Source organism: Bdellovibrionales bacterium, assembly GCA_016714165.1.
Taxonomy (GTDB): domain Bacteria; phylum Bdellovibrionota; class Bdellovibrionia; order Bdellovibrionales; family UBA1609; genus JADJVA01.
The window spans coordinates 1101725-1120408 of record JADJNU010000002.1 but is presented as its reverse complement, the minus strand read 5'-3'; the positions used below and the strand labels follow the sequence as shown (position 1 = coordinate 1120408).

Annotated in this window: 18 protein-coding genes; 8 read left to right on the top strand and 10 right to left on the bottom strand. The window is 43.4% G+C overall.

Features of this window, described 5'->3' with window-relative positions:
* Positions 1-18 precede the first annotated feature (18 nt).
* The 9 genes from atpB to dnaA form a co-directional block, all read right to left on the bottom strand.
* Positions 19-711, bottom strand: coding sequence for a F0F1 ATP synthase subunit A (gene atpB / locus IPJ71_16690; GenBank protein ID MBK7845292.1), 693 nt, complete (start codon positions 709-711; stop codon positions 19-21).
* On the bottom strand, positions 711-1079 hold the full coding sequence (locus tag IPJ71_16685) for a hypothetical protein (protein MBK7845291.1): 369 nt from the start codon (positions 1077-1079) through the stop codon (positions 711-713). The genes atpB and IPJ71_16685 overlap by 1 nt, the downstream gene beginning before the upstream one ends.
* Positions 1079-1297, bottom strand: a complete 219-nt coding sequence (locus IPJ71_16680) for an AtpZ/AtpI family protein (GenBank protein ID MBK7845290.1) — start codon at positions 1295-1297, stop codon at positions 1079-1081. Before IPJ71_16680 ends, IPJ71_16685 begins: the two co-directional genes overlap by 1 nt.
* Positions 1298-1306: 9 nt before the next feature.
* Positions 1307-2140 carry a tetratricopeptide repeat protein gene (locus IPJ71_16675; protein ID MBK7845289.1) on the bottom strand — a complete coding sequence of 278 codons (834 nt, stop codon included), beginning with the start codon at positions 2138-2140 and terminating at the stop codon, positions 1307-1309.
* Complete coding sequence (gene gyrA, locus IPJ71_16670; GenBank protein ID MBK7845288.1) at positions 2121-4571, bottom strand: DNA gyrase subunit A; 2451 nt, start codon at positions 4569-4571, stop codon at positions 2121-2123. Before gyrA ends, IPJ71_16675 begins: the two co-directional genes overlap by 20 nt.
* Positions 4572-4583: 12 nt before the next feature.
* Positions 4584-7034, bottom strand: coding sequence for a DNA topoisomerase (ATP-hydrolyzing) subunit B (gene gyrB, locus IPJ71_16665; protein MBK7845287.1), 2451 nt, complete (start codon positions 7032-7034; stop codon positions 4584-4586).
* Between the two features lie 10 nt (positions 7035-7044).
* Positions 7045-8190: a DNA replication and repair protein RecF gene (gene recF / locus IPJ71_16660; protein ID MBK7845286.1), complete on the bottom strand. Its 1146-nt coding sequence runs from the start codon at positions 8188-8190 to the stop codon at positions 7045-7047.
* Positions 8191-8207: 17 nt separating this feature from the next.
* Complete coding sequence (dnaN, locus tag IPJ71_16655) at positions 8208-9326, bottom strand: DNA polymerase III subunit beta (protein MBK7845285.1); 1119 nt, start codon at positions 9324-9326, stop codon at positions 8208-8210.
* A gap of 228 nt (positions 9327-9554) precedes the next feature.
* Positions 9555-10988 (bottom strand): chromosomal replication initiator protein DnaA, encoded by a 1434-nt coding sequence (dnaA, locus tag IPJ71_16650; GenBank protein ID MBK7845284.1) that lies wholly within the window; start codon positions 10986-10988, stop codon positions 9555-9557.
* A gap of 189 nt (positions 10989-11177) precedes the next feature.
* On the opposite strand from dnaA, the gene rpmH reads away from it, so the two are divergent.
* From rpmH to rsmG, 8 genes are read left to right on the top strand one after another with little or no spacing between them, the layout of a single operon-like run.
* Complete coding sequence (gene rpmH, locus IPJ71_16645; GenBank protein ID MBK7845283.1) at positions 11178-11327, top strand: 50S ribosomal protein L34; 150 nt, start codon at positions 11178-11180, stop codon at positions 11325-11327.
* The gene (gene rnpA, locus IPJ71_16640) at positions 11314-11694 is read left to right on the top strand and encodes a ribonuclease P protein component (protein ID MBK7845282.1); all 381 of its coding nucleotides are present in this window, start codon (positions 11314-11316) and stop codon (positions 11692-11694) included. The genes rpmH and rnpA overlap by 14 nt, the downstream gene beginning before the upstream one ends.
* Positions 11627-11917 carry a membrane protein insertion efficiency factor YidD gene (yidD, locus tag IPJ71_16635; GenBank protein ID MBK7845281.1) on the top strand — a complete coding sequence of 97 codons (291 nt, stop codon included), beginning with the start codon at positions 11627-11629 and terminating at the stop codon, positions 11915-11917. The genes rnpA and yidD overlap by 68 nt, the downstream gene beginning before the upstream one ends.
* Positions 11914-13515, top strand: a complete 1602-nt coding sequence (gene yidC / locus IPJ71_16630) for a membrane protein insertase YidC (GenBank protein MBK7845280.1) — start codon at positions 11914-11916, stop codon at positions 13513-13515. Before yidD ends, yidC begins: the two co-directional genes overlap by 4 nt.
* An 18-nt stretch (positions 13516-13533) precedes the next feature.
* Positions 13534-14088 carry a hypothetical protein gene (locus IPJ71_16625; GenBank protein MBK7845279.1) on the top strand — a complete coding sequence of 185 codons (555 nt, stop codon included), beginning with the start codon at positions 13534-13536 and terminating at the stop codon, positions 14086-14088.
* Between the two features lie 15 nt (positions 14089-14103).
* On the top strand, positions 14104-15522 hold the full coding sequence (mnmE, locus tag IPJ71_16620; protein MBK7845278.1) for a tRNA uridine-5-carboxymethylaminomethyl(34) synthesis GTPase MnmE: 1419 nt from the start codon (positions 14104-14106) through the stop codon (positions 15520-15522).
* Positions 15523-15531: 9 nt separating this feature from the next.
* On the top strand, positions 15532-17427 hold the full coding sequence (gene mnmG / locus IPJ71_16615; protein ID MBK7845277.1) for a tRNA uridine-5-carboxymethylaminomethyl(34) synthesis enzyme MnmG: 1896 nt from the start codon (positions 15532-15534) through the stop codon (positions 17425-17427).
* The gene (gene rsmG, locus IPJ71_16610) at positions 17418-18080 is read left to right on the top strand and encodes a 16S rRNA (guanine(527)-N(7))-methyltransferase RsmG (protein ID MBK7845276.1); all 663 of its coding nucleotides are present in this window, start codon (positions 17418-17420) and stop codon (positions 18078-18080) included. The genes mnmG and rsmG overlap by 10 nt, the downstream gene beginning before the upstream one ends.
* Before the next feature lie 43 nt (positions 18081-18123).
* Here rsmG and IPJ71_16605 read toward each other — a convergent pair whose 3' ends face one another.
* Complete coding sequence (locus IPJ71_16605; protein ID MBK7845275.1) at positions 18124-18627, bottom strand: hypothetical protein; 504 nt, start codon at positions 18625-18627, stop codon at positions 18124-18126.
* Positions 18628-18684: the final 57 nt, after the last annotated feature.

Below are 18684 nucleotides of genomic sequence, written 5' to 3'. Positions count from 1 at the left end.
TACCTTACTCCCTTGTAGTTAGTGGTCATGGGAAATCGCCATGGACACATAAATCATCGTTAACATCATAAAAACAAAAGCCTGCATGAAACAGACAAAGATGCCTAAAAAATAAAAAATCACTGGCACAAAATAGTATCCAGCAAGACTGAGAAAAATAGATAAGACTGTATGATCACCGACCATATTTCCGTAAAGACGCAAGCCCAAGCTAAGGGGGCGAACAAAGTGGGATATCAACTCAATGAGCAACATGAGGGGAGCCATAAATATCACAGGACCCAGAAATTGCTTCAGATAAGCAATCCCATGTTCCTTAAATCCATAATAATTATAGGCACAGAATGAAAATAATCCGATCGCAATCGTGGTATTTAAATTGTCTGTTGCAGGAGTCATCCCAGGAACCAGACCAAGCAGATTGTTAATCAAGATAAAAAAGAAAATTGTCGCAAACATTGGGGCAAACTTCTTGCCGTCATGACCAATGACCGTTTCAGATAGACCTACAACAAACTCATGAATGATTTCAAAAAAACCCTTCAAAGAGAAACTGCCTGCCGGTGCAATCGCCTTCTCCCCTGAGCCTAATGCAATACGGGCCGCTACAGCTATTAAAAACATAAGCACGCTTGCAAGAAGTACGGTCGCCACATGAATAAAATGGTGGCCGACTCCTGGAATTAATTGTGTCCAATTGAAATGTACCATTAATATCCCAATTTCCGTTTGAATACACCAGGGCTCTTTTCACTAGCTGCATACCCAATTGCCGTAACTACGGTCGTTGAAATACCAACCAAGAAGCCCGCTATGTCACATTTATTATTGGTCACAACGAGGAAGAGAATTAGCCCTAAAATTGCGTACTTGATTACAATGATACTGACGCCTAATGCAATTGATTTTTTTTGAATTATCTCTGACCATGACCACATGAGCATGATCCAACAAAACAACATGACACCTGAGCCAAGAATAACCGAGGGGATTTTGTGCGACACGTCAAATATCACTACCCCTGAAATAGCAATAAGAGTTGATAAGGTTTGTAGAGCAAGAGTCTTGAGGACCAACATTATTCCTTGGTATTGCAGTCGTTTTTCATAAAACGCTTGAGCAAAATAATAAGATGGAAAAACCATCCAGCTGTGCCGAGCACTATCATCAAAGCGACTCCAAGGCCACCCCATCCGTAAATTTTATCTATTAGCTGACCTATATAAAGACAGGCAAGAACCACCCCAACGAGTTCAAATCCAAGACCTGCAAAGATGATTCCCTTATTTTTTTGCATAATAACGTCCTACTTTGTAAGGCCCCGTGCTCCGGGTTGATTGAGAACTCTTTCTCTCAGGCGTTTTATTCTAAGTTCCAGAAACTCGGGGGAAGGATGTACCTTCCTAATCTTTTCGAGGACCTGTATTGCTTCCTTGAAATCTCCTTTTTCTTCATATGTTACCGCTAAACTAATTGGAACATTTTCCTTCATCGATTCTTCCGGATATTGCTCCATGATGAATCTGAAAATCTCAATCGCTTCATCCAATTTTTTAGTAGTTAAAAAGATGTTGCCCTGAAAGGCAAGATACTCAAATCGAGAATTCTTATCTTTAACTCTATCCAGAATCTCCTTCATCTCAATTGCTGCCTGATAAAAGTTACTGAGATAAAAATAAGATTTCGCAATTGAAAATCGGTACTCAAGATCTTCAGCTTGAGAATGAGGCAGTTGAACCAAACGACTATATTCCTTAATTGAGTTCGAATAGTCTGACAGCTTTTCAAAATAAACAGATGCGATTTTTTTCTGGGCTTCCGTTCTTTCAATTTCATCTAGCGAATAAAGAACTAAATGTCGATAAAACGCGATTGCCTTTTGAAATTCATTTGTTTCTAAGTGAGCAATTCTGGCCCCACGACGAGCAGCTTCGAGAGCCATCGCGGTTTTTGGTTTGGCTACAACAACCTTCTCATAATGAACAAGGGCCTCCGCGAATTTTTGCTCTTCAATGGCCTGCTCGGCCCGCTTATATTCTACGGTCTGAATGCTGTATCGACATCCAGAAAAAGCGACCAATGACCCCAAAAGTGCAAAAATAAATTTCTGGCGGAAAAGATTATTCTGTTTCTCTATCATCTTCGGTCACTATGGCGAAACCAGTCACATACTCTTGATCCTTAAGGTCGATGAGCCTCACTCCCTGTGTGTTGCGACCAAGAACTGAGATATCTGTGGCCTTCATACGAATGGCCTGACCCTCATTCGTAGAAATAATAATTTCATCCTGGTCAGTAATTGATCTCGCTGCTACAACGGGACCCACCTTTTCTGTTATTTTCTGAGTAATCACCCCAACTCCACCACGGCTCTGCGTTCTGTATTCTGACAATGGCGTCCGCTTCCCATAGCCACCCTTCGTCACAATCAGGATCGTCTCCTGGGCAGCCTTTTCAATGACTTCGGCACCTATTACTTTGTCCTCTTTGCCTAAAGTGATTCCTTTTACGCCTCGAGCAGAGCGTCCCATTGCGCGAACATCCGATTCGTCAAAACGGATCGACATGCCTTCCTTGGTGACAATAAAAATATCATTGCTGCCAGTGCTAATTTTGGTCTCTATCACAATATCATCCAAATCTGTCGTGAGAGCGATAATCCCACTAGGTCGCGGTCGCGAGAAAGCCGAAAGAGATGTTTTCTTAATAATTCCGTTTTCAGTTAACATCACAACAAAGCTATTCTCAGCAAATTCGGCTACTGGTAGAATCGCTCTGACTTGTTCGCCTGGCGAAAGGTTCACAACATTGTTAATCGCCTTTCCCTTTGAGGTGCGAGACCCGAGGGGCAAACGATGCACTTTCAACCAATAAAGCTTTCCGCGATCGCTAAAAACAAGTAAGGTTGTCAGAGTAGATGCTGTAAAAATTCTCCAAACAAAGTCCTCTTCGCGATTTTCAGCTCCTTTTAATCCTTTTCCGCCACGCCTCTGCACGCGATATTCATCAATAGCAATACGCTTGATATAGCCCGTATGAGTAATTGTTACGATCATTTCCTCTTCAGCAATCAGATCTTCATCTTCGATTTCTCCTTCCGAAGCCTCAATCCTTGTCCTTCGCGGAGAACCAAATCGCTTTTTAATGTCTTCAAGCTCTTGAATGATGATCGCAAATATCTCCGATACGTTGCCCAAAACCTGCCGAAGCCAAGCAATGCGCTTAACGATTTCATCCAATTCATCAAGAATTTTCTGCCTTTCAAGGCCCGTCAGGCGCTGAAGGCGCATTTCCAAGATGGCTTGAGCCTGCTTATCTGAAAAGCCAAATTTGGCAATTAAGTTTTGACGAGCCACTCCGGCTTCTTTCGAAGATCGAATCGTTTGAATGACCGCCTCAATCTCATCAAGAGCCTTGCCTAAGCCTTCGAGAATATGCGCCCTTGCCTCAACCTTTTTTAATTCAAATATACATCGCCTGGTCACCACATCCTTACGATGCTCAACAAAGTCTTCTAACATTCCCTTGAGGCTATAAACCTTAGGCTGCAACCTAGAATCAAGGGCCAACATAATAATGCCATAACTGACTTGCAATTGAGTGAATTTGTAAAGACGATTGAGAATAACTTGGGCGTTCTCATTTCTCTTCAGCTGAATAACGATCCTCATCCCTTCACGAGAAGATTCATCGCGAATGTCTGAAATGCCTTCAACTCTCTTATCCTTAACCAAATCCGCAATGCTCTCTATAAGCCTTGCCTTGTTCACTTGATAAGGAATCTCTGTAACTATGATTTCCTCTCGATCCTTTTTTACTTCAATATCTGCAACAGCTTTGAGAGTGATGACACCTCGGCCCTTTTTATAAGCGGAAAGAATCCCCTGCGTTCCCGCAATAACTCCGGACGTTGGAAAGTCGGGACCCGGAATAATTTTAATTAAGTCATCCGTCTTAATTGTTGGTTCTTTAATAAGAGCAATACAGCCATCCACTACTTCAGAAAGATTGTGAGGGGGAATGTTCGTTGCCATTCCCACCGCAATACCCGAGCTGCCGTTGATCAAAAGATTTGGAAATTTAGCTGGCAGCACCAAAGGCACAACCAAAGAATCGTCATAGTTGGGACCGAAAGCTACCGTCTCCTTCTCGATGTCTTCCAATAATTCTTCGGTCAGAGCCGTCATTCGAATCTCTGTGTATCGCGGAGCCGCAGCAGCATCTCCATCGATCGAACCGAAGTTACCCTGTCCATCGACAAGAGGCTCACGTAAGGAAAATGACTGGGCCATCCTCACGATCGTATCATATACAGCCATATCACCATGAGGGTGGTACTTACCAATTACATCCCCCACAACACGGGCAGATTTCTTGTATGCCTTGTCATGGGTATTGCCCAACTCATGCATAGAAAACAAGATCCGGCGATGAACAGGCTTGAGGCCATCTCGAACGTCCGGCAACGCCCTCCCGACAATCACACTCATTGAGTATTGAAGGTAGGCCTCCCGCATTTCGCGGTTAATATCAACATCAGTCACGTTCTTGAAATCTGTTTTTTCCATCATAATGGACCTTTTCTACACGTCCAATTCACGCGCGAGCAAAGCATTGTCTTCAATGAACTTACGTCTTGGTTCAACCTGATCACCCATCAAAATACTGAAAGTTTCATCAGCCGCCATGGCATCATCAATTGTTACCCTCAAAAGCAAACGAAACTCAGGATTAAGGGTTGTTTCCCACAGTTGTTCAGGATTCATTTCTCCCAATCCCTTATAGCGCTGAACATAGCTACCTTTTTTACTCTCTTCCATAACAAAATCGTAAAATGCAGTATAATCGCCAAAAAGATGGTCATGGCTATTAACTTTCAATTCTATCGGCAGTTTAACTGTTGAAATGAGATCGCCCCAAAGGTCTTTTAGTTCCGTCCACTCCGGTGATTCGGAAGTTTCCAGAGAAAAAGAGGAAGCAAACCTATGTCCAAATTTAACAGTTTCTATAAGAGCTCGATTTCCACTGTAGAATTCGTCCTTAGTTACAACGAGAGAACTTTCTGTGATTCCAAGGCTTTTATCCTCTTTAGATATTCTTTGAAAATCTGCAAAAATGTTTTTCAGGTCTTCCTCTGATTTTAAGATATCAGTGAGATCTTTGCTCTGTTTCAAAAAATGAATTAGAACTTCGCGATCATATTTGGAAGCCAATGTTTTAACCAAAACATCCCACTTATGAATCTTAAGAATAAAAGCCTTAAGTTTATCCTCTGTAGTTCCTGTGGCCAAATTCTTAATATTAATACCAGACAAAGAAGATTTCAATAAATGCTCCGTCAGAGCTCTATCGTCTTTGAGGTAGGTTTCACTCTGACCCTTCTTGACGCGATAAAGAGGGGGTTGGGCTATATAAACATGACCACGCTCAACGAGTTGCGGAAGCTGACGATAAAAGAAGGTCAGTAACAAAGTTCGAATGTGTGACCCATCGACATCCGCATCCGTCATAATAATGATTTTGTGATATCGCAATTTATCAATATTGGAGTGATCACGCCCAATACCAGCACCAAGAGCTGAAATCATCATTTTGATTTCTTCATTTGAAAGCATTTTATCAAAACGGGCTTTTTCAACATTCAAGATCTTTCCACGCAGAGGCAAAACAGCCTGAGTCCTTCGATCTCTGGCCTGTTTAGCAGACCCCCCCGCAGAATCTCCCTCTACCAAATACAGCTCGCATAAGGCAGGGTCCCTTTCTTGACAATCCGCCATTTTTCCTGGCAAAGAACCGCCATCTAAGGCCGTTTTCCGTCTGGCAAGGTCTCTGGCTTTCCTTGCAGCCAAGCGAGCTCGTGCCGACTCTACGCACTTGCCTATGATATTTTTTGCCGTAGCTGGATTACGATCAAACCAATCCGCCAATTTATCGTTAACGAGTGATTCGACGATCCCTTTGACTTCGCTATTTCCCAGTTTTGTCTTTGTTTGGCCTTCGAACTGTGGTTCCTTCACCTTCACGCTCACGACGGCCGTCAGTCCCTCGCGAATATCCTCCCCTTCCAGATTTTCTTTGAGGTCTTTAAGAAGATTCTTTTGAGTGGCATAGGCATTTGCAGTCCGTGTTAGCGCACCCCTAAATCCAAAAAGATGAGTTCCTCCTTCAATCGTATTGATGTTGTTACAATAGCTATACACAGATTCAGAATATGAATCATTCCATTGCATGGCTATTTCGGCTTCTACTCCGTCTTTTTCTCCCTTAAAGTGTACAACTTCGGGGTGCAAGGGCTTTTTGGTTTCATTCATATACCGGATAAATTGAACAAGTCCGTCATGGTACTGAAAATCGTAAGCCTTACCTGTTCTTTCATCTAGAAGGTGTATCAGGAGTCCCGCGTTTAAAAATGCAAGCTCGCGAAACCTTTTAGACAGAATGCTCAAATCAAAAACGATCGTCTCATCCTTAAAGATTTCTCGATCAGGTTTAAACGTGGTTTTAGTCCCGGTCCTGTCAGAATCTCCCACCTTTTCAAGAGGCCCATTTGGAATACCCTTTTGAAATGATTGCCTCCAGATATGTCCTTCACGCTTGACTTCAACCGTACACCGGCTTGAAAGCGCATTAACAACTGAGGCTCCTACTCCGTGCAACCCACCTGAGACTTTATAGCTGTCAGAATTGAATTTGCCACCCGCATGAAGGACCGTCATCACGACTTCAAGAGCAGATCTCCCGTCTTTGTGGGTATCAATTGGGATTCCTCTTCCATCATCTTCAATCGTTACAGAATCATCCACATGAACGATAACTTTTATTGATTTGCAGAAACCAGCTAAGGCCTCATCAACGGAATTATCAATAACCTCATAAACCAAATGATGATAACCTCGAGCCGTTGTATCGCCAATGTACATCCCCGGTCGTTTGCGAACGGCCTCAAGTCCTTCTAAAATCTGAATAGAGCTGACATCGTAGACGCCGGCTTTTGCCTTCTCACCAACTATCTGTCCCTGTTCCGACACTGTCATTCCCTTCAACTCAAAAACGAGATTCTAATATCGTTCCCTTTGCAACCCGATAAACCATCAAATCACTACCGCCAAAATCTCTAGAAAAAGATAGATCTGTGGTCGTCACGATAATTTGAGATTCTATACTTTTCAGAGCTTCAATAAGATTGGTCCTTCTCTCCTGATCTAACTCAGATAAAACATCATCCAGTAATAAAATTGGGTATTCGCGGTGAACCCTGTAATGATACATGATTTGAGCCATCTTGAAAGATAAAATTATGGCTCTTTGTTGACCTTGTGAACAAAAATACCTTGCATCTTGACCCGAAAACAGAAACCGGATGTCGTGTTTTTGGGGTCCCACCAGGGACACCCCTGATTCGAGCTCGGCATAGCGTAAAGATTTCAATCTGCATTCGATGGCCTGTTTGATTTGCTCTGTGTTCCAGTTCTGAGCAGATTCACCACTGATCAGATAGTCCACCGATATATCCTCATTGCCTGGAAGTGGAAACAATCGTTTTAGCATTTCGTTGAGGTCCGGCTGAATTGCGCGAATCGCAGTTAAACGAGCCTCAGTAAATTGAATGGCCGTCTCGATAAATTTTGGTTCAAGAGAATCCAGAACTTGATTGATTTCCAATTTATTTGTTAGGAGCCCCCTCTTTGCGTCCCTGAGCAACCTATTTCTTGAACGCAACACTCTCCCAAATGCCTCCATGAAATCGAGGGCGCTCGGCGTGCGCGAGATCAGAAAATCATCGATCAGTTCTCGTCTCGCTTCAGGTCCGCCTTTTACGACAGAAAGACTTTCTGGACTAAAAAGAACACAAGGGAAATCCCTCAATATCTTTGATCGGGATGTTTTCTTGTTGTCAACGAAAAATACTTTCCTGTTAGCCTCCAAATAAAGTTTAAGCTCATGGCTGAAATTGTTTTGTTTTTTCATATAGGCGACAACAGAAGCCCCAATATTATTGCCTGTGCGTATCCAGCTTGTGGATATCCCCGGCCTAAAAGAGGATCCCTTCGCAGTTACAAAAATTGCTTCGAGAAAATTCGTTTTCCCTTGGCCATTTTCGCCAAGAAGTATATTCACGCCTGGATTTAACGAAACGTCGAGTTCAGAATAATTACGAAAATTCGTGGCCCGCAACCGATTAATGATCATCTCACTATCATCATTATCTAAATCCGCATTGGCATGACGACACATGTGTAACTATCGTCGTTAATAGGGCGAACCAAGCCAGGCGATAGCTGATCGTTAAACTGCATCTGAACCGTTTCCTCATGCATGCTATTTAATACATCGAGAATGTACTTTGCGTTGAAGGCGATACGGAGATCCCTACCTGTGTAATCGACGTCAATTGTCTCTTTGGCGTCCCCCAATTCAGGACTGTTTGAGGAAATCTCCATGCGATTTTTGCTCAAACTCAATGTAACACCTTTTGATTTCTGATTTGAGAACAACGACACCCTTTTAAGTGAAGAGAGAAGCGCCGTTCTGTTGACCGACATCTGTTGAGTGAGATCCCGTGGAATAAGCTGTTGATAATTCGGATACTTTCCTTCAACGAGCCTAATCATCAAAACGGTCGTGCCACTCCTTACTATCAGTTGAGCTCCGTCTATTGCCATTTCTATAGGCCTATCTACCTGATCAAGAAGCTTACGAATTTCATTGAGGCCTTTTCTCGGAATGATGATTCCTATCTCTCCAAGACGATCCCCTTCTTCTCCGGATTTTCGCTCAATTAAACTGAGTCTATGACCATCTGTGGCAACCATTCTAAACCCTCGCTTGCCACCTTCTTTATAGGGATGAAAATAGACCCCGTTCAGATGATATCGGGTCTCGTCGTTAGAAACACTATAGATCGTCTTTTCAATCATTTCAGAAAGAACTGCCGAATCCAACTTAATGAACGACTCTGTGGAAAAACTTGGGAATACTGGGTATTCATCGGGGCTTATCCCAACAATGTTGGATTCAATTTGGTTCTGCCGAATATGTAGCCAATTATTATCTCTCTTTTCAATTTCAATAGTGCCGCTTGGGATTTCCTTTAAAATATCAAAAAGGCTCTTTGCGTTGACTGCTACCTTTCCTGGAGTCTCTATCAAGGCGGATACTTGGTCCGTCAAGCTGACCTCTAGGTCAGTTGCATAAATCCTCAAACTGCTTCCCTCGGCGTCCAATAAAACATTTATCAAGATAGGCATGGTGTTGCGCTTCTCAACAATGTTTTGCGTTCTAGAAAGAAGAGTCAAAAAAACGGATTGTTCTATTTGCAACTTCATATGCCTCAATCCTCTCATTAACTATTATCTAATTATAATAAATTAATAACAGTAGTAATAGTAGGGCTGTTAATAACTCATTTTACGACCTAAAACCCTGAGAACATTTATGTTTCCCCGTGGATAAGTACCTAACACTATCTGGGTAAAAAAGCCCAATTTTTGTTGATAGTTTTAAACCCCCAACATAATCACAGATTTTTCCACAGACTTACACACAGTCGCAATTCACAGCCCTGTGACATTGTGGATACGCATCTCTAAGTCCTCGATATCTCTCTTTAAATCTGGATCCTTTAGGAGTTGAGAACTGATTCTCCGAACCGCATTGATCACAGTTGTGTGGTCCTTGCCTCCAAAGGATCGCCCTATCTCTACAAGGGACTTGTCAAGGTGCTTCTTAACCAGCCACATGGCGGACTGCCGAGCGACAACGAGAGGTTTTGTTCTTGTTTTAGATTTTAAATCGCTAGGCCGAATTTTAAAGTGTTCGCAGACGAGCTTTTGGATATCGTCAATTGAAAGAGTTGCCGTATCATCATTGACAGCCAATACCCTTTTTGCAAGTTCAAGGCTAATTTCAAGCCCTTGAAGATCTGAGAACATCTTTATCCGATTTAAATTACCTTCGAGCTCTCTGATAGACCTTTTAGATATTCGGGCAATGTAGTTAGTGACTTCATTGGGTAGCCGTATCCCTCTCTTTTCGGCCTTATAACGCAATATAGCAACGCGGGTCTCTAATTCCGGCATAGTGATATCTGCAATCAGACCCCACTCCAAACGAGTCCGGATACGATCCTCTAATCCTTTGATATCACGAGGCATTCTATCCGATGCGACAATTACTTGTTGCCCCTTTTCAAAAAAATTGTTGAGTGTGTGAAAAAACTCTTCCTGGACGGCTTCGCCGCGTCCGAGAATTTGAATATCGTCAATTAAAAGGACATCACAGGATTCGCGGTAGCGTTTTCTAAAATTCGGCATCTCTTGCCGCCGAATGCTCGAAATGCATTCGTTCAAAAAGCGTTCAGCGGAGACGTAACATATGCGAAGATTTGGAAATTTATTTCGAATGTGGTTTCCAACGGAATTAAGTAAGTGCGTTTTTCCCATCCCCGTTGGGCCGCAGATAAACAATGGATTATAATTCTGTTGGCCTGGGTTTTCAGAAATACTAAAGGAAGCAGCATGAGCAAATTCGTTGTTGCGACCCACCACAAAGGTCGAAAAGGTAAACTCCTGATTGAGATTATCTCTTGAGGTCGGAGAAGATGGACGAATTTGCTGCCTGACCTCGAATGGAGCTTCGTGTAAAGGGGGACTCTGAACTTTTTGGGGGCTTGTGGTTGCGGGGTTTTCGTCTTGAGGAGTGGGCTGCTGGGATGTGATCGGTGCTCCGGTCACAACCATTTCGATTTCGTAGGGTTGTTTATAAACTGCCGATATTTCAGAACAAATTCGATCAAAGCAGAAGGCTGATATCCAATCACGATGGAGCTCGGAACGAACCCCAAGGCGGAAAGTAGAAACGCCGTCGGCATTTTCACGGATATCAAGAAGGTCAGTTTCCTCAAACCAAGCCTGAAAAGGCTTGTTATCGCGGTTTTTAGAAATCAGGCTCGATTTGATCTGACTCCAGATTTCCTTTTCGCTGCCCACTAATGCCTCTTGATAAGAGAAATGTTGATATTTTTCCTGATACTGTGGATAAGTACTGAACCATCTAGCACGCTAGTGGAGTTCGTTCAATATCTTGACGGGAATGCCGCCGTGTGGTTTTATGCCACCCCTGTTCTAAGTGTTGAATAAGACGTATAAAAATAGTCGTAATTCGGGAGATGAATAAATATGAAAAGAACATATCAGCCAAGTCGTAAGCGCAGAAAAAAGACTCATGGATTTCGTAGCCGTATGGCAACAAAGGATGGACAAGATGTCCTTTCGCGCCGGCGAGCGAAGGGACGCAGAGCGCTAACGGTGTCTATTGGCGGTAAGTAATCCTTCGGGACGGCTCAGGACGTTACGCCAACGATCTGATTTTCTAGAAATTTCGAGAAGCGGTAGGCAGATCAGATCGTGTGATTGGTTTGTTGTTGTGTACAGATCAAATAACCACGATTTTAATCGCTATGGTTGGACAATTCCTAAGTACGTCGGGATTGCGGTGATCAGAAACCGGTTGCGAAGGTGGTGCAGAGAGTTTTTTCGAGAGCAATCCTTCTCCGAAAGCTGCCACCGCGATATCTGTGTCATTTTCCGTAGAAAGGATAAGGAATTTTTCAAGAATGTCAGACGTGATGAGTTTTTTGGATTTTTGGCGAGAGCTATCAGGAGAATTGAAAAAGAAAGGCCTGCGAGTGGTTAGGTCTTTATTTATGGTGGCGGTGGGTTTTTATCAAGTTCACTTGAGCGTTTGGTTGGGTGGAAATTGCCGGTTTTATCCATCGTGTTCGAATTATGCTCTTGAAGCGCTGACATGTCTTGGTTTGGGGCAATCAGTGAGGTTGATTTTTCGGCGGATTCTGAGGTGTCATCCGTTTGGTGGCTGCGGATTTGACCCTGTTCCGACAGGTGAGAGGATAAAATGAGTCGAAATTCTGATGGTTCGTTTTTTGATAGCAAGACTATTCTAGCGATAATTTTAGTTGGTGTCTGTTGGATTGCTTGGCAAAGCTACATGAAAAGGAAGTATCCAGTTTCCATTCACAAGGAGGCTGATGTTCAGTCAGCAGAACCTAATGAGGTTATGCTTGATCCAGCCAAAGCCGTGCAAGAAGGCAATGATTTGGCTACTCAAGAAACGAAGCCGCCAGACATAGAAAAGCTTACTCACTTTGAGGATGAAGACTGGTCTTTCGATTTTAGCTCGCATGGTATGGGTATCAGAAATTTGAGATTGAAGAAATACAAAGATCGAAAGGGAGATCTTGTTGGCATTGGACTGGATTCTCTCGAACCAATTTTTTCTACCTCTGCAATAGGGAGCAATGCTCCAGCTAAGTTTGGTATTACTCAAACGAGTGCGACCGAATTTAAGGGAGAGGGATGGGTTGACGGGACGAGCATCGTTAAGATTGTTCGCGTGAAGTCATCGCAATATGTTTTGGATACTGAAATTTATGTCACCGATGTAAAGCCTAGTTTCGTCGGTATTTCTGTTTCGATGGGTGATTTGATTCATAAGAGCTCCGGAAGTAAGTTTGTGCTTCCGGGTTTCGATCACCAGGAGTTTTTTACTTATTCTAAATCTGGTAAAGATCGATTGAAAATATCCGCGGACAGTTTGGACAAAGTCGATGGAACAAAAGCTCAAGTCCATGTGGCAGCACTTGGGACCCAGTATTTTGGACAGGCCATCGTTGATCAATCAGAGATTTTTCCCGAATTTAAGACTCATGGGGACGCTGCTAATGAGTCGGTTTTTGGTCACCTTCAGTACACTCTTATCAATAGGACGACAGCCTCAAAAATCCAATACAAGGCATTTGCTGGTCCGAAGATGTATGACAAACTAGATGAGATCAGCACAGAACTTGCGTCTCTGGTCGATTTTGGAATGTTTAGTTGGATCGCAAAATATATTCTCAAGATGATGAAGTGGTTTCATTCTCTCTTAGGAAACTGGGGTTTGGCTATTATTTTGTTGACGATCATTGTTCGTTTGATCGTGTTGCCTTTTGCGATGGTTTCATTCAAGTCAATGAAGAATATGCAAGCCATTCAGCCGCAAATTAAATCTTTGAGGGAGAAATATAAGGAGGATCAGGCGCGCTTGAATCAGGAAATGATGCTTTTGATGAAAACCAATAAGGTGAACCCTCTTGGAGGCTGTCTTCCGATGTTTTTGCAGTTCCCTGTTTTTATAGCCCTGTATCAGGTTTTAGGTCAGAGCATTGAGCTTTATCAGGCACCATTCGCGCTTTGGATTCACGATTTGAGCTTGAAAGATCCATTTTATATACTGCCAATCTTGATGGGCATAACCATGTTTCTCCAACAAAAGATGACTCCAAGTACAATGGACCCAGCTCAAGCAAAGGTTCTCATGTTTATGCCGATTATATTTACCTTTTTTATGGTGTCTTTACCGAGTGGACTAACTTTGTATATTTTTATTAGTTCGCTGTTTGGAGTGTTACAGCAGTTATATTTTATGAGAGATAAACCGAGTTTAGCAATATCATAGGAATCAGAGGAGTGAATCATGACTGGATTTTTTAGTAGATTATTTGGTGGGGGAAAGAAAAAGGAATCAAATAAGAGCGCGGGGGTAGAAATTGTAAACGATGTTTTGGACGGATTGATCCAGCGTGGTGGATTTGATCTTTCTTTTGTTGTAACCAGTCATTCAGAGACAGAAATTCAGGTTGAGCTCACGGGCGGAGATGTTGATCTCCTTCGAGATAGAGAGGGCCAATTGATGGATGCAATTCAATTGTTTGTAAAGAGAGTTTTGCAACATCAGATTCCTGAGCAGAACATTCATGTTCTGGTAGATAGTGATGGTTTTCGTGAGGAATCTAGTCAGGCATTGATGGATTTGGCTGATAAGCTTAAGAATATCGCTGTATCTAAGGGCAAGTCTGTTTATATCAGGGCTCTGCCTCCGAAAGATAGAAAGCTTGTGCATCAGTATCTTGCCGAAGATGGGAGAGTAAAGAGCAGATCGGTTGGGGACGGTCATTTTAAGAAAATTAAGATTTATCCCACGAAGGAGAATGATCGTGATGTCGGTTCTTTAAATGAATCGGTGCTATAATCAGTCACTTTATTAATGGTTAACTTGGCGCGAGACAGCGATACGATTTGTGCGATTTGCACGCCCCCGGGAACGGGCGGTATTGCGGTTATTCGAGTGAGTGGACCTTTATCTCTCAGCGTTTCCAGAAGCGTTTGTCCTTTTCTGCCTGAGCGGCCTGAATCTCATCGTGTCTATTATGGATTGGCAATAGATAAATCTTCTGGCGAGAAGCTCGATGAAGTCCTGGCGACCTATTTTTCTTTGGGTAAATCATTTACAGGCGAAGAGACTGTCGAAATTTCGTGTCATGGCGGACCTGTTGTCACGGGGAGCATACTTCAGGCTATAATTGAAGCTGGTAGTAGGTTAGCAGAGCGAGGTGAATTCACCTATCGAGCTTTTTGCGGAGGAAGGATTGACCTGGTTCAGGCCGAGGGAGTGTTAAGTCTCATTGAGGCCAACTCGAAAAGGGCCGCAAATCTTGCTCTTCGTCAGTTGCGAGGGAGCCTTTCAGAGTACGCGATGGAATTGGAAAACTCGCTCCATTGGGTTTTAGCAAATCTTGAAGCCAATATTGATTTCGCGTATGAGGATATCGAGTCAGCTTCGAATGTTGTTCTTGTGGATAGATTGAAATTAATTCTCGAAGGAGCCAAAAAGGCCGTGGCAAGCTACGGTTGTGGCCGTCTTTTGCAGGAGGGCATGCAAATTGCTCTGGTTGGCAAAACAAATGTAGGAAAGTCGAGTTTATTGAATTCTTTGATCGGCGAGGACAAATCAATAGTTACTAGTGTTCCAGGAACCACTAGAGACCAAGTTGAGGGGAGTTTTCTTCTTGATGGTATTCGAGTGAATCTTGTGGACACTGCCGGCTTGAGAGAGACAGCAGACCAAGTTGAACTGTTGGGAATTGAACGAACGAAGAAGCTTCTCAAAACTGCCGACCTTGTTTGGCTGGTGGTGGATTTGAGCAGTGAGCCAGACTTTAAAGAAGTGGAGCTGATTGGCGATTTGGGTGCGAGCCGGATGTGGGTGATCGGAAGCAAGTCCGATTTGGTTCCGAAAAGCGAAGCGAGAGGTCGCTTGCATCTTTGGTGGAAGAGAGCAAAAGATCTTGCGCAGCTGGAATGGAGTGCTGAACCGAAATTGGTGATTGGTTCCTCCTTTAGTGATGATGGCTTAGATGAAATTTGGGCCGCCCTTCACCAGTGTACGGTTTTTGAGTCGTGTGAAAATTCTGTTGTGCTGGCACAGGCTCGTCATTACGAGCTATTCAAGAAAATAGCTTTGAGCTTGGAGAGAGGATTGGATTTGCTGATGAGGAACGAGAGTCCCGATTTTATTGCTTTTGAGTTGAGAGAAGCACTTTTTGGGCTTCATGAGTTGCTGGGAAAACAATTTGACGATGAAATACTTGATCGGGTGTTTAGTGAATTTTGCTTGGGCAAGTGAGAGAACGATATGACCTTTCGAAAGCGCGATTATGATGTGATAGTTGTTGGCGCCGGGCATGCCGGTATAGAGGCGGCATCTGTTGCCGTCCGTCTTGGCTGCAGGGTCGCAATGGTTACGACAAATGTCTCCCGTATTGGTTACATGAGCTGCAATCCTTCTATTGGCGGTTTGGGCAAGGGGCATATTGTAAAGGAAATAGACATTCTTGGCGGGCTGATGGGTCTTGCTGCAGACGAGAATTGCATTCAGTTTAAAAGGCTCAATTCGCGCAAGGGTCCAGCAGTGCGCGGGTCTCGTGCTCAGTGTGATAAGGACCTGTATTGTGATTATATGAAAGATGAACTGAATAGACTGCCTGAGTTGAAGTTGATTGAGGGGGAAGCGAAAGAGCTCATCTTAGACAATGGATATTGTCGTGGAATAGTGTTGGCTGATGGGGCCACCATTTACTCTCAGTCGGTTGTTTTGACAACGGGCACCTTTATGAGAGCCGTGATGTATATTGGCTTGGAACGGAAAGAGGGAGGGCGGGTTGGTGATAGAGCTACCGTAGGAATTTCGGATCAGTTGGCAGGTGTTGGGTTTGATGTGATTCGTTTGAAAACAGGGACTCCGGCGAGGCTTAAAAGCGAGAGCATAGATTGGAGCAAGCTGAACGCACAGAGGGGCGATGATAAGTTTGTGCCATTTAGTTTACGGAGCAAAAGTGAATTAAAATTGCCTCAGATTGAATGTCATATCGGTTATACCAATGAAAGAACTCACGATATCATCAGGGACAATCTGGATAAATCACCGATGTATTGTGGAATTATTGAGGGAATTGGGCCTCGGTATTGCCCTAGTATTGAAGATAAAATTGTGAGATTTCCGGATAGGAATCGTCATCAAACGTTTTTGGAGCCCGAAGGATTGTCCACAAATTCAATATATCTACAGGGAATCTCCACCTCCCTACCCGCCCCCATTCAAGAACGGTTTTTAAGGTCAATCGTGGGACTTGAAAATGTCGAGATGCTGATGCCAGGTTACGCAGTTGAATATGACTGCATAGAGCCAACCCAAATTAGGCACACGTTGGAGACCAAGCTTATTCATGGGCTATTTTTAGCTGGGCAGATAAATGGAACAAGTGGTTATGAAGAGGCTGCTGGCCAGGGACTTGTAGCCGGGGCCAATGCCGCTCTTCAGACTAAGTCATGCGAAAACCTGATTTTTGAACGGAGCGAATCCTATATTGGGGTCATGATAGATGATTTGGTGACCAAGGGGACTCGTGAACCTTACCGGATGATGACGGCACGCGCTGAATTTCGGCTGCATCTTAGAGAGGACAACGTCATTGAAAGATTGCATCACAAGGGTGTGGCTTTTGGTATTATTCGTGAGGGACACCGCGAGCATCAGGAATCATTATTGACTCAGCGCGGTAAGCTGAAGTCTGTGTTGGACTCTACCCAGGTTGTTCCCAATTGGGAAACACAGAATATTTTGAGAGATTTGGGAAGCCCAGTTCTGGTAAAGCCTCTTAGTTTAAGTGATTTAGTTCGGAGAAATGAGATTAGTTGTTTAGATATGGAGCGGTTTGGAGTTCAGATTGATGCAGATAGTAATGTGTGGGAGGCTGTTGAAATCGATATCAAGTACTCCGGATACTTATTGAGACAAAAGGAGATGATTGATCAGGCTCAGAAAATGGAAAGACTTTCACTTCCTGACGACATGCGGTATAATCAAGTCTGTGGGTTGTCGTTGGAGGAAATTGAGAAGCTGAGCAGAGTGAAGCCAAGGACCCTTGGGCAGGCGGGTAGAATCAGCGGGGTCAATCCCTCGGCAATCCAAGCCCTGCTTGTATATTTGAAAGCTGCGGAACGTAGGCGGGAAAGAGAAAAATGGCTATAGAAGTCTCATCACATACTAGAACTGGAAATTGGCGCGTGAGAGAGTGGTTTCCAGATCTTTCCGAAAGGACTCAGCTGCAGTTAAGTGGTTTTCATGCCGAGCTGCTGACCTTTAACAGAGCAATAAATCTTATTTCATCTCGTACTGAATTGGATGCTGACCTGATTCATTTTTCAGATGCTATACTGGGGTCAAGGCTAGTATTAAAGGACTTCAGTGGGAGCGAGATTTATGATTTTGGTTCTGGGAATGGATTACCTGGGATTGTATTGGCAGCGCTAGCCCCTAGTCATCGTGTTCATTTGGTTGAATCAGATGCCCGAAAAGTTGAATTTTTGAAGCATGTAGTTGCGAAGCTTGGTCTAAGGAATGCAATTATTCATCTTTCGAGAGTTGAGGACCTGCCAGCGGATTCAGTTGAAGCCGTCGTGTCCAGGGGATTCGCATCTATTCAGAAATCACTCCTCTTGGCGAGAAAATCTTGCCGTGTGAATGCCAAATATTTTCATTTCAAGGGCGAGGCATGGGTCAGGGAAGTCACGGATATCCCCTCCCAGATGTGTCGTTATTGGATACCTATGCATGTGGCTGACTATTCACTGCCGTTAGGCAATGCAAAACTGTCTTTGGTAGCCACCAAAAAAATGGCTTAAGAGAATTTAGTCAATTTGTTCCACGTGGAACACTGATTGATGTTCATTTTTTGATTTTTTCTGGTTTTGAGGCGATATACCGGTCATTATTTTTTGGAACCCGAGAGGACCAATTCAGGGGAGCCCCCTTCAGCCTCTTATGTGTCAAATAATTCTGATACTCGCTGGGCTCAGGCCATTGCTCATCCTTACTATAGGCATTAAAATAGGCTCTTCTGCCGTTAACTCTGCGCATTTCCATGCGGATACGTGAGTAGTCACGCATCTGAGTAGCCTGGCTAATCTTTTGGCTCGTATCACGTATCTTTTTTCTCGCTACTTTCAAATCCATTCCATTTGCGCCAGCCATTTCCAATTCTTTCATGTTTTCGAGTTGATTCTTCTCGAGTTCCTTTACCGATTTTTCAGATTCCTTATAGATAGAGGTGAGATCCTTGTATATGGGATCCAAGAGTTCTGGGTTCGGGTTGCGCGATTTGCAGCCAATCAATATGAGAGGCATGAATGAAAGGCAGATAGTTTGAATGCAGTTGGTGTCAGACTTCATTTCTTATAGACTCCTGGTGTTCCACGTGGAACAATCGGACGAATTCTAGGTTTTTAT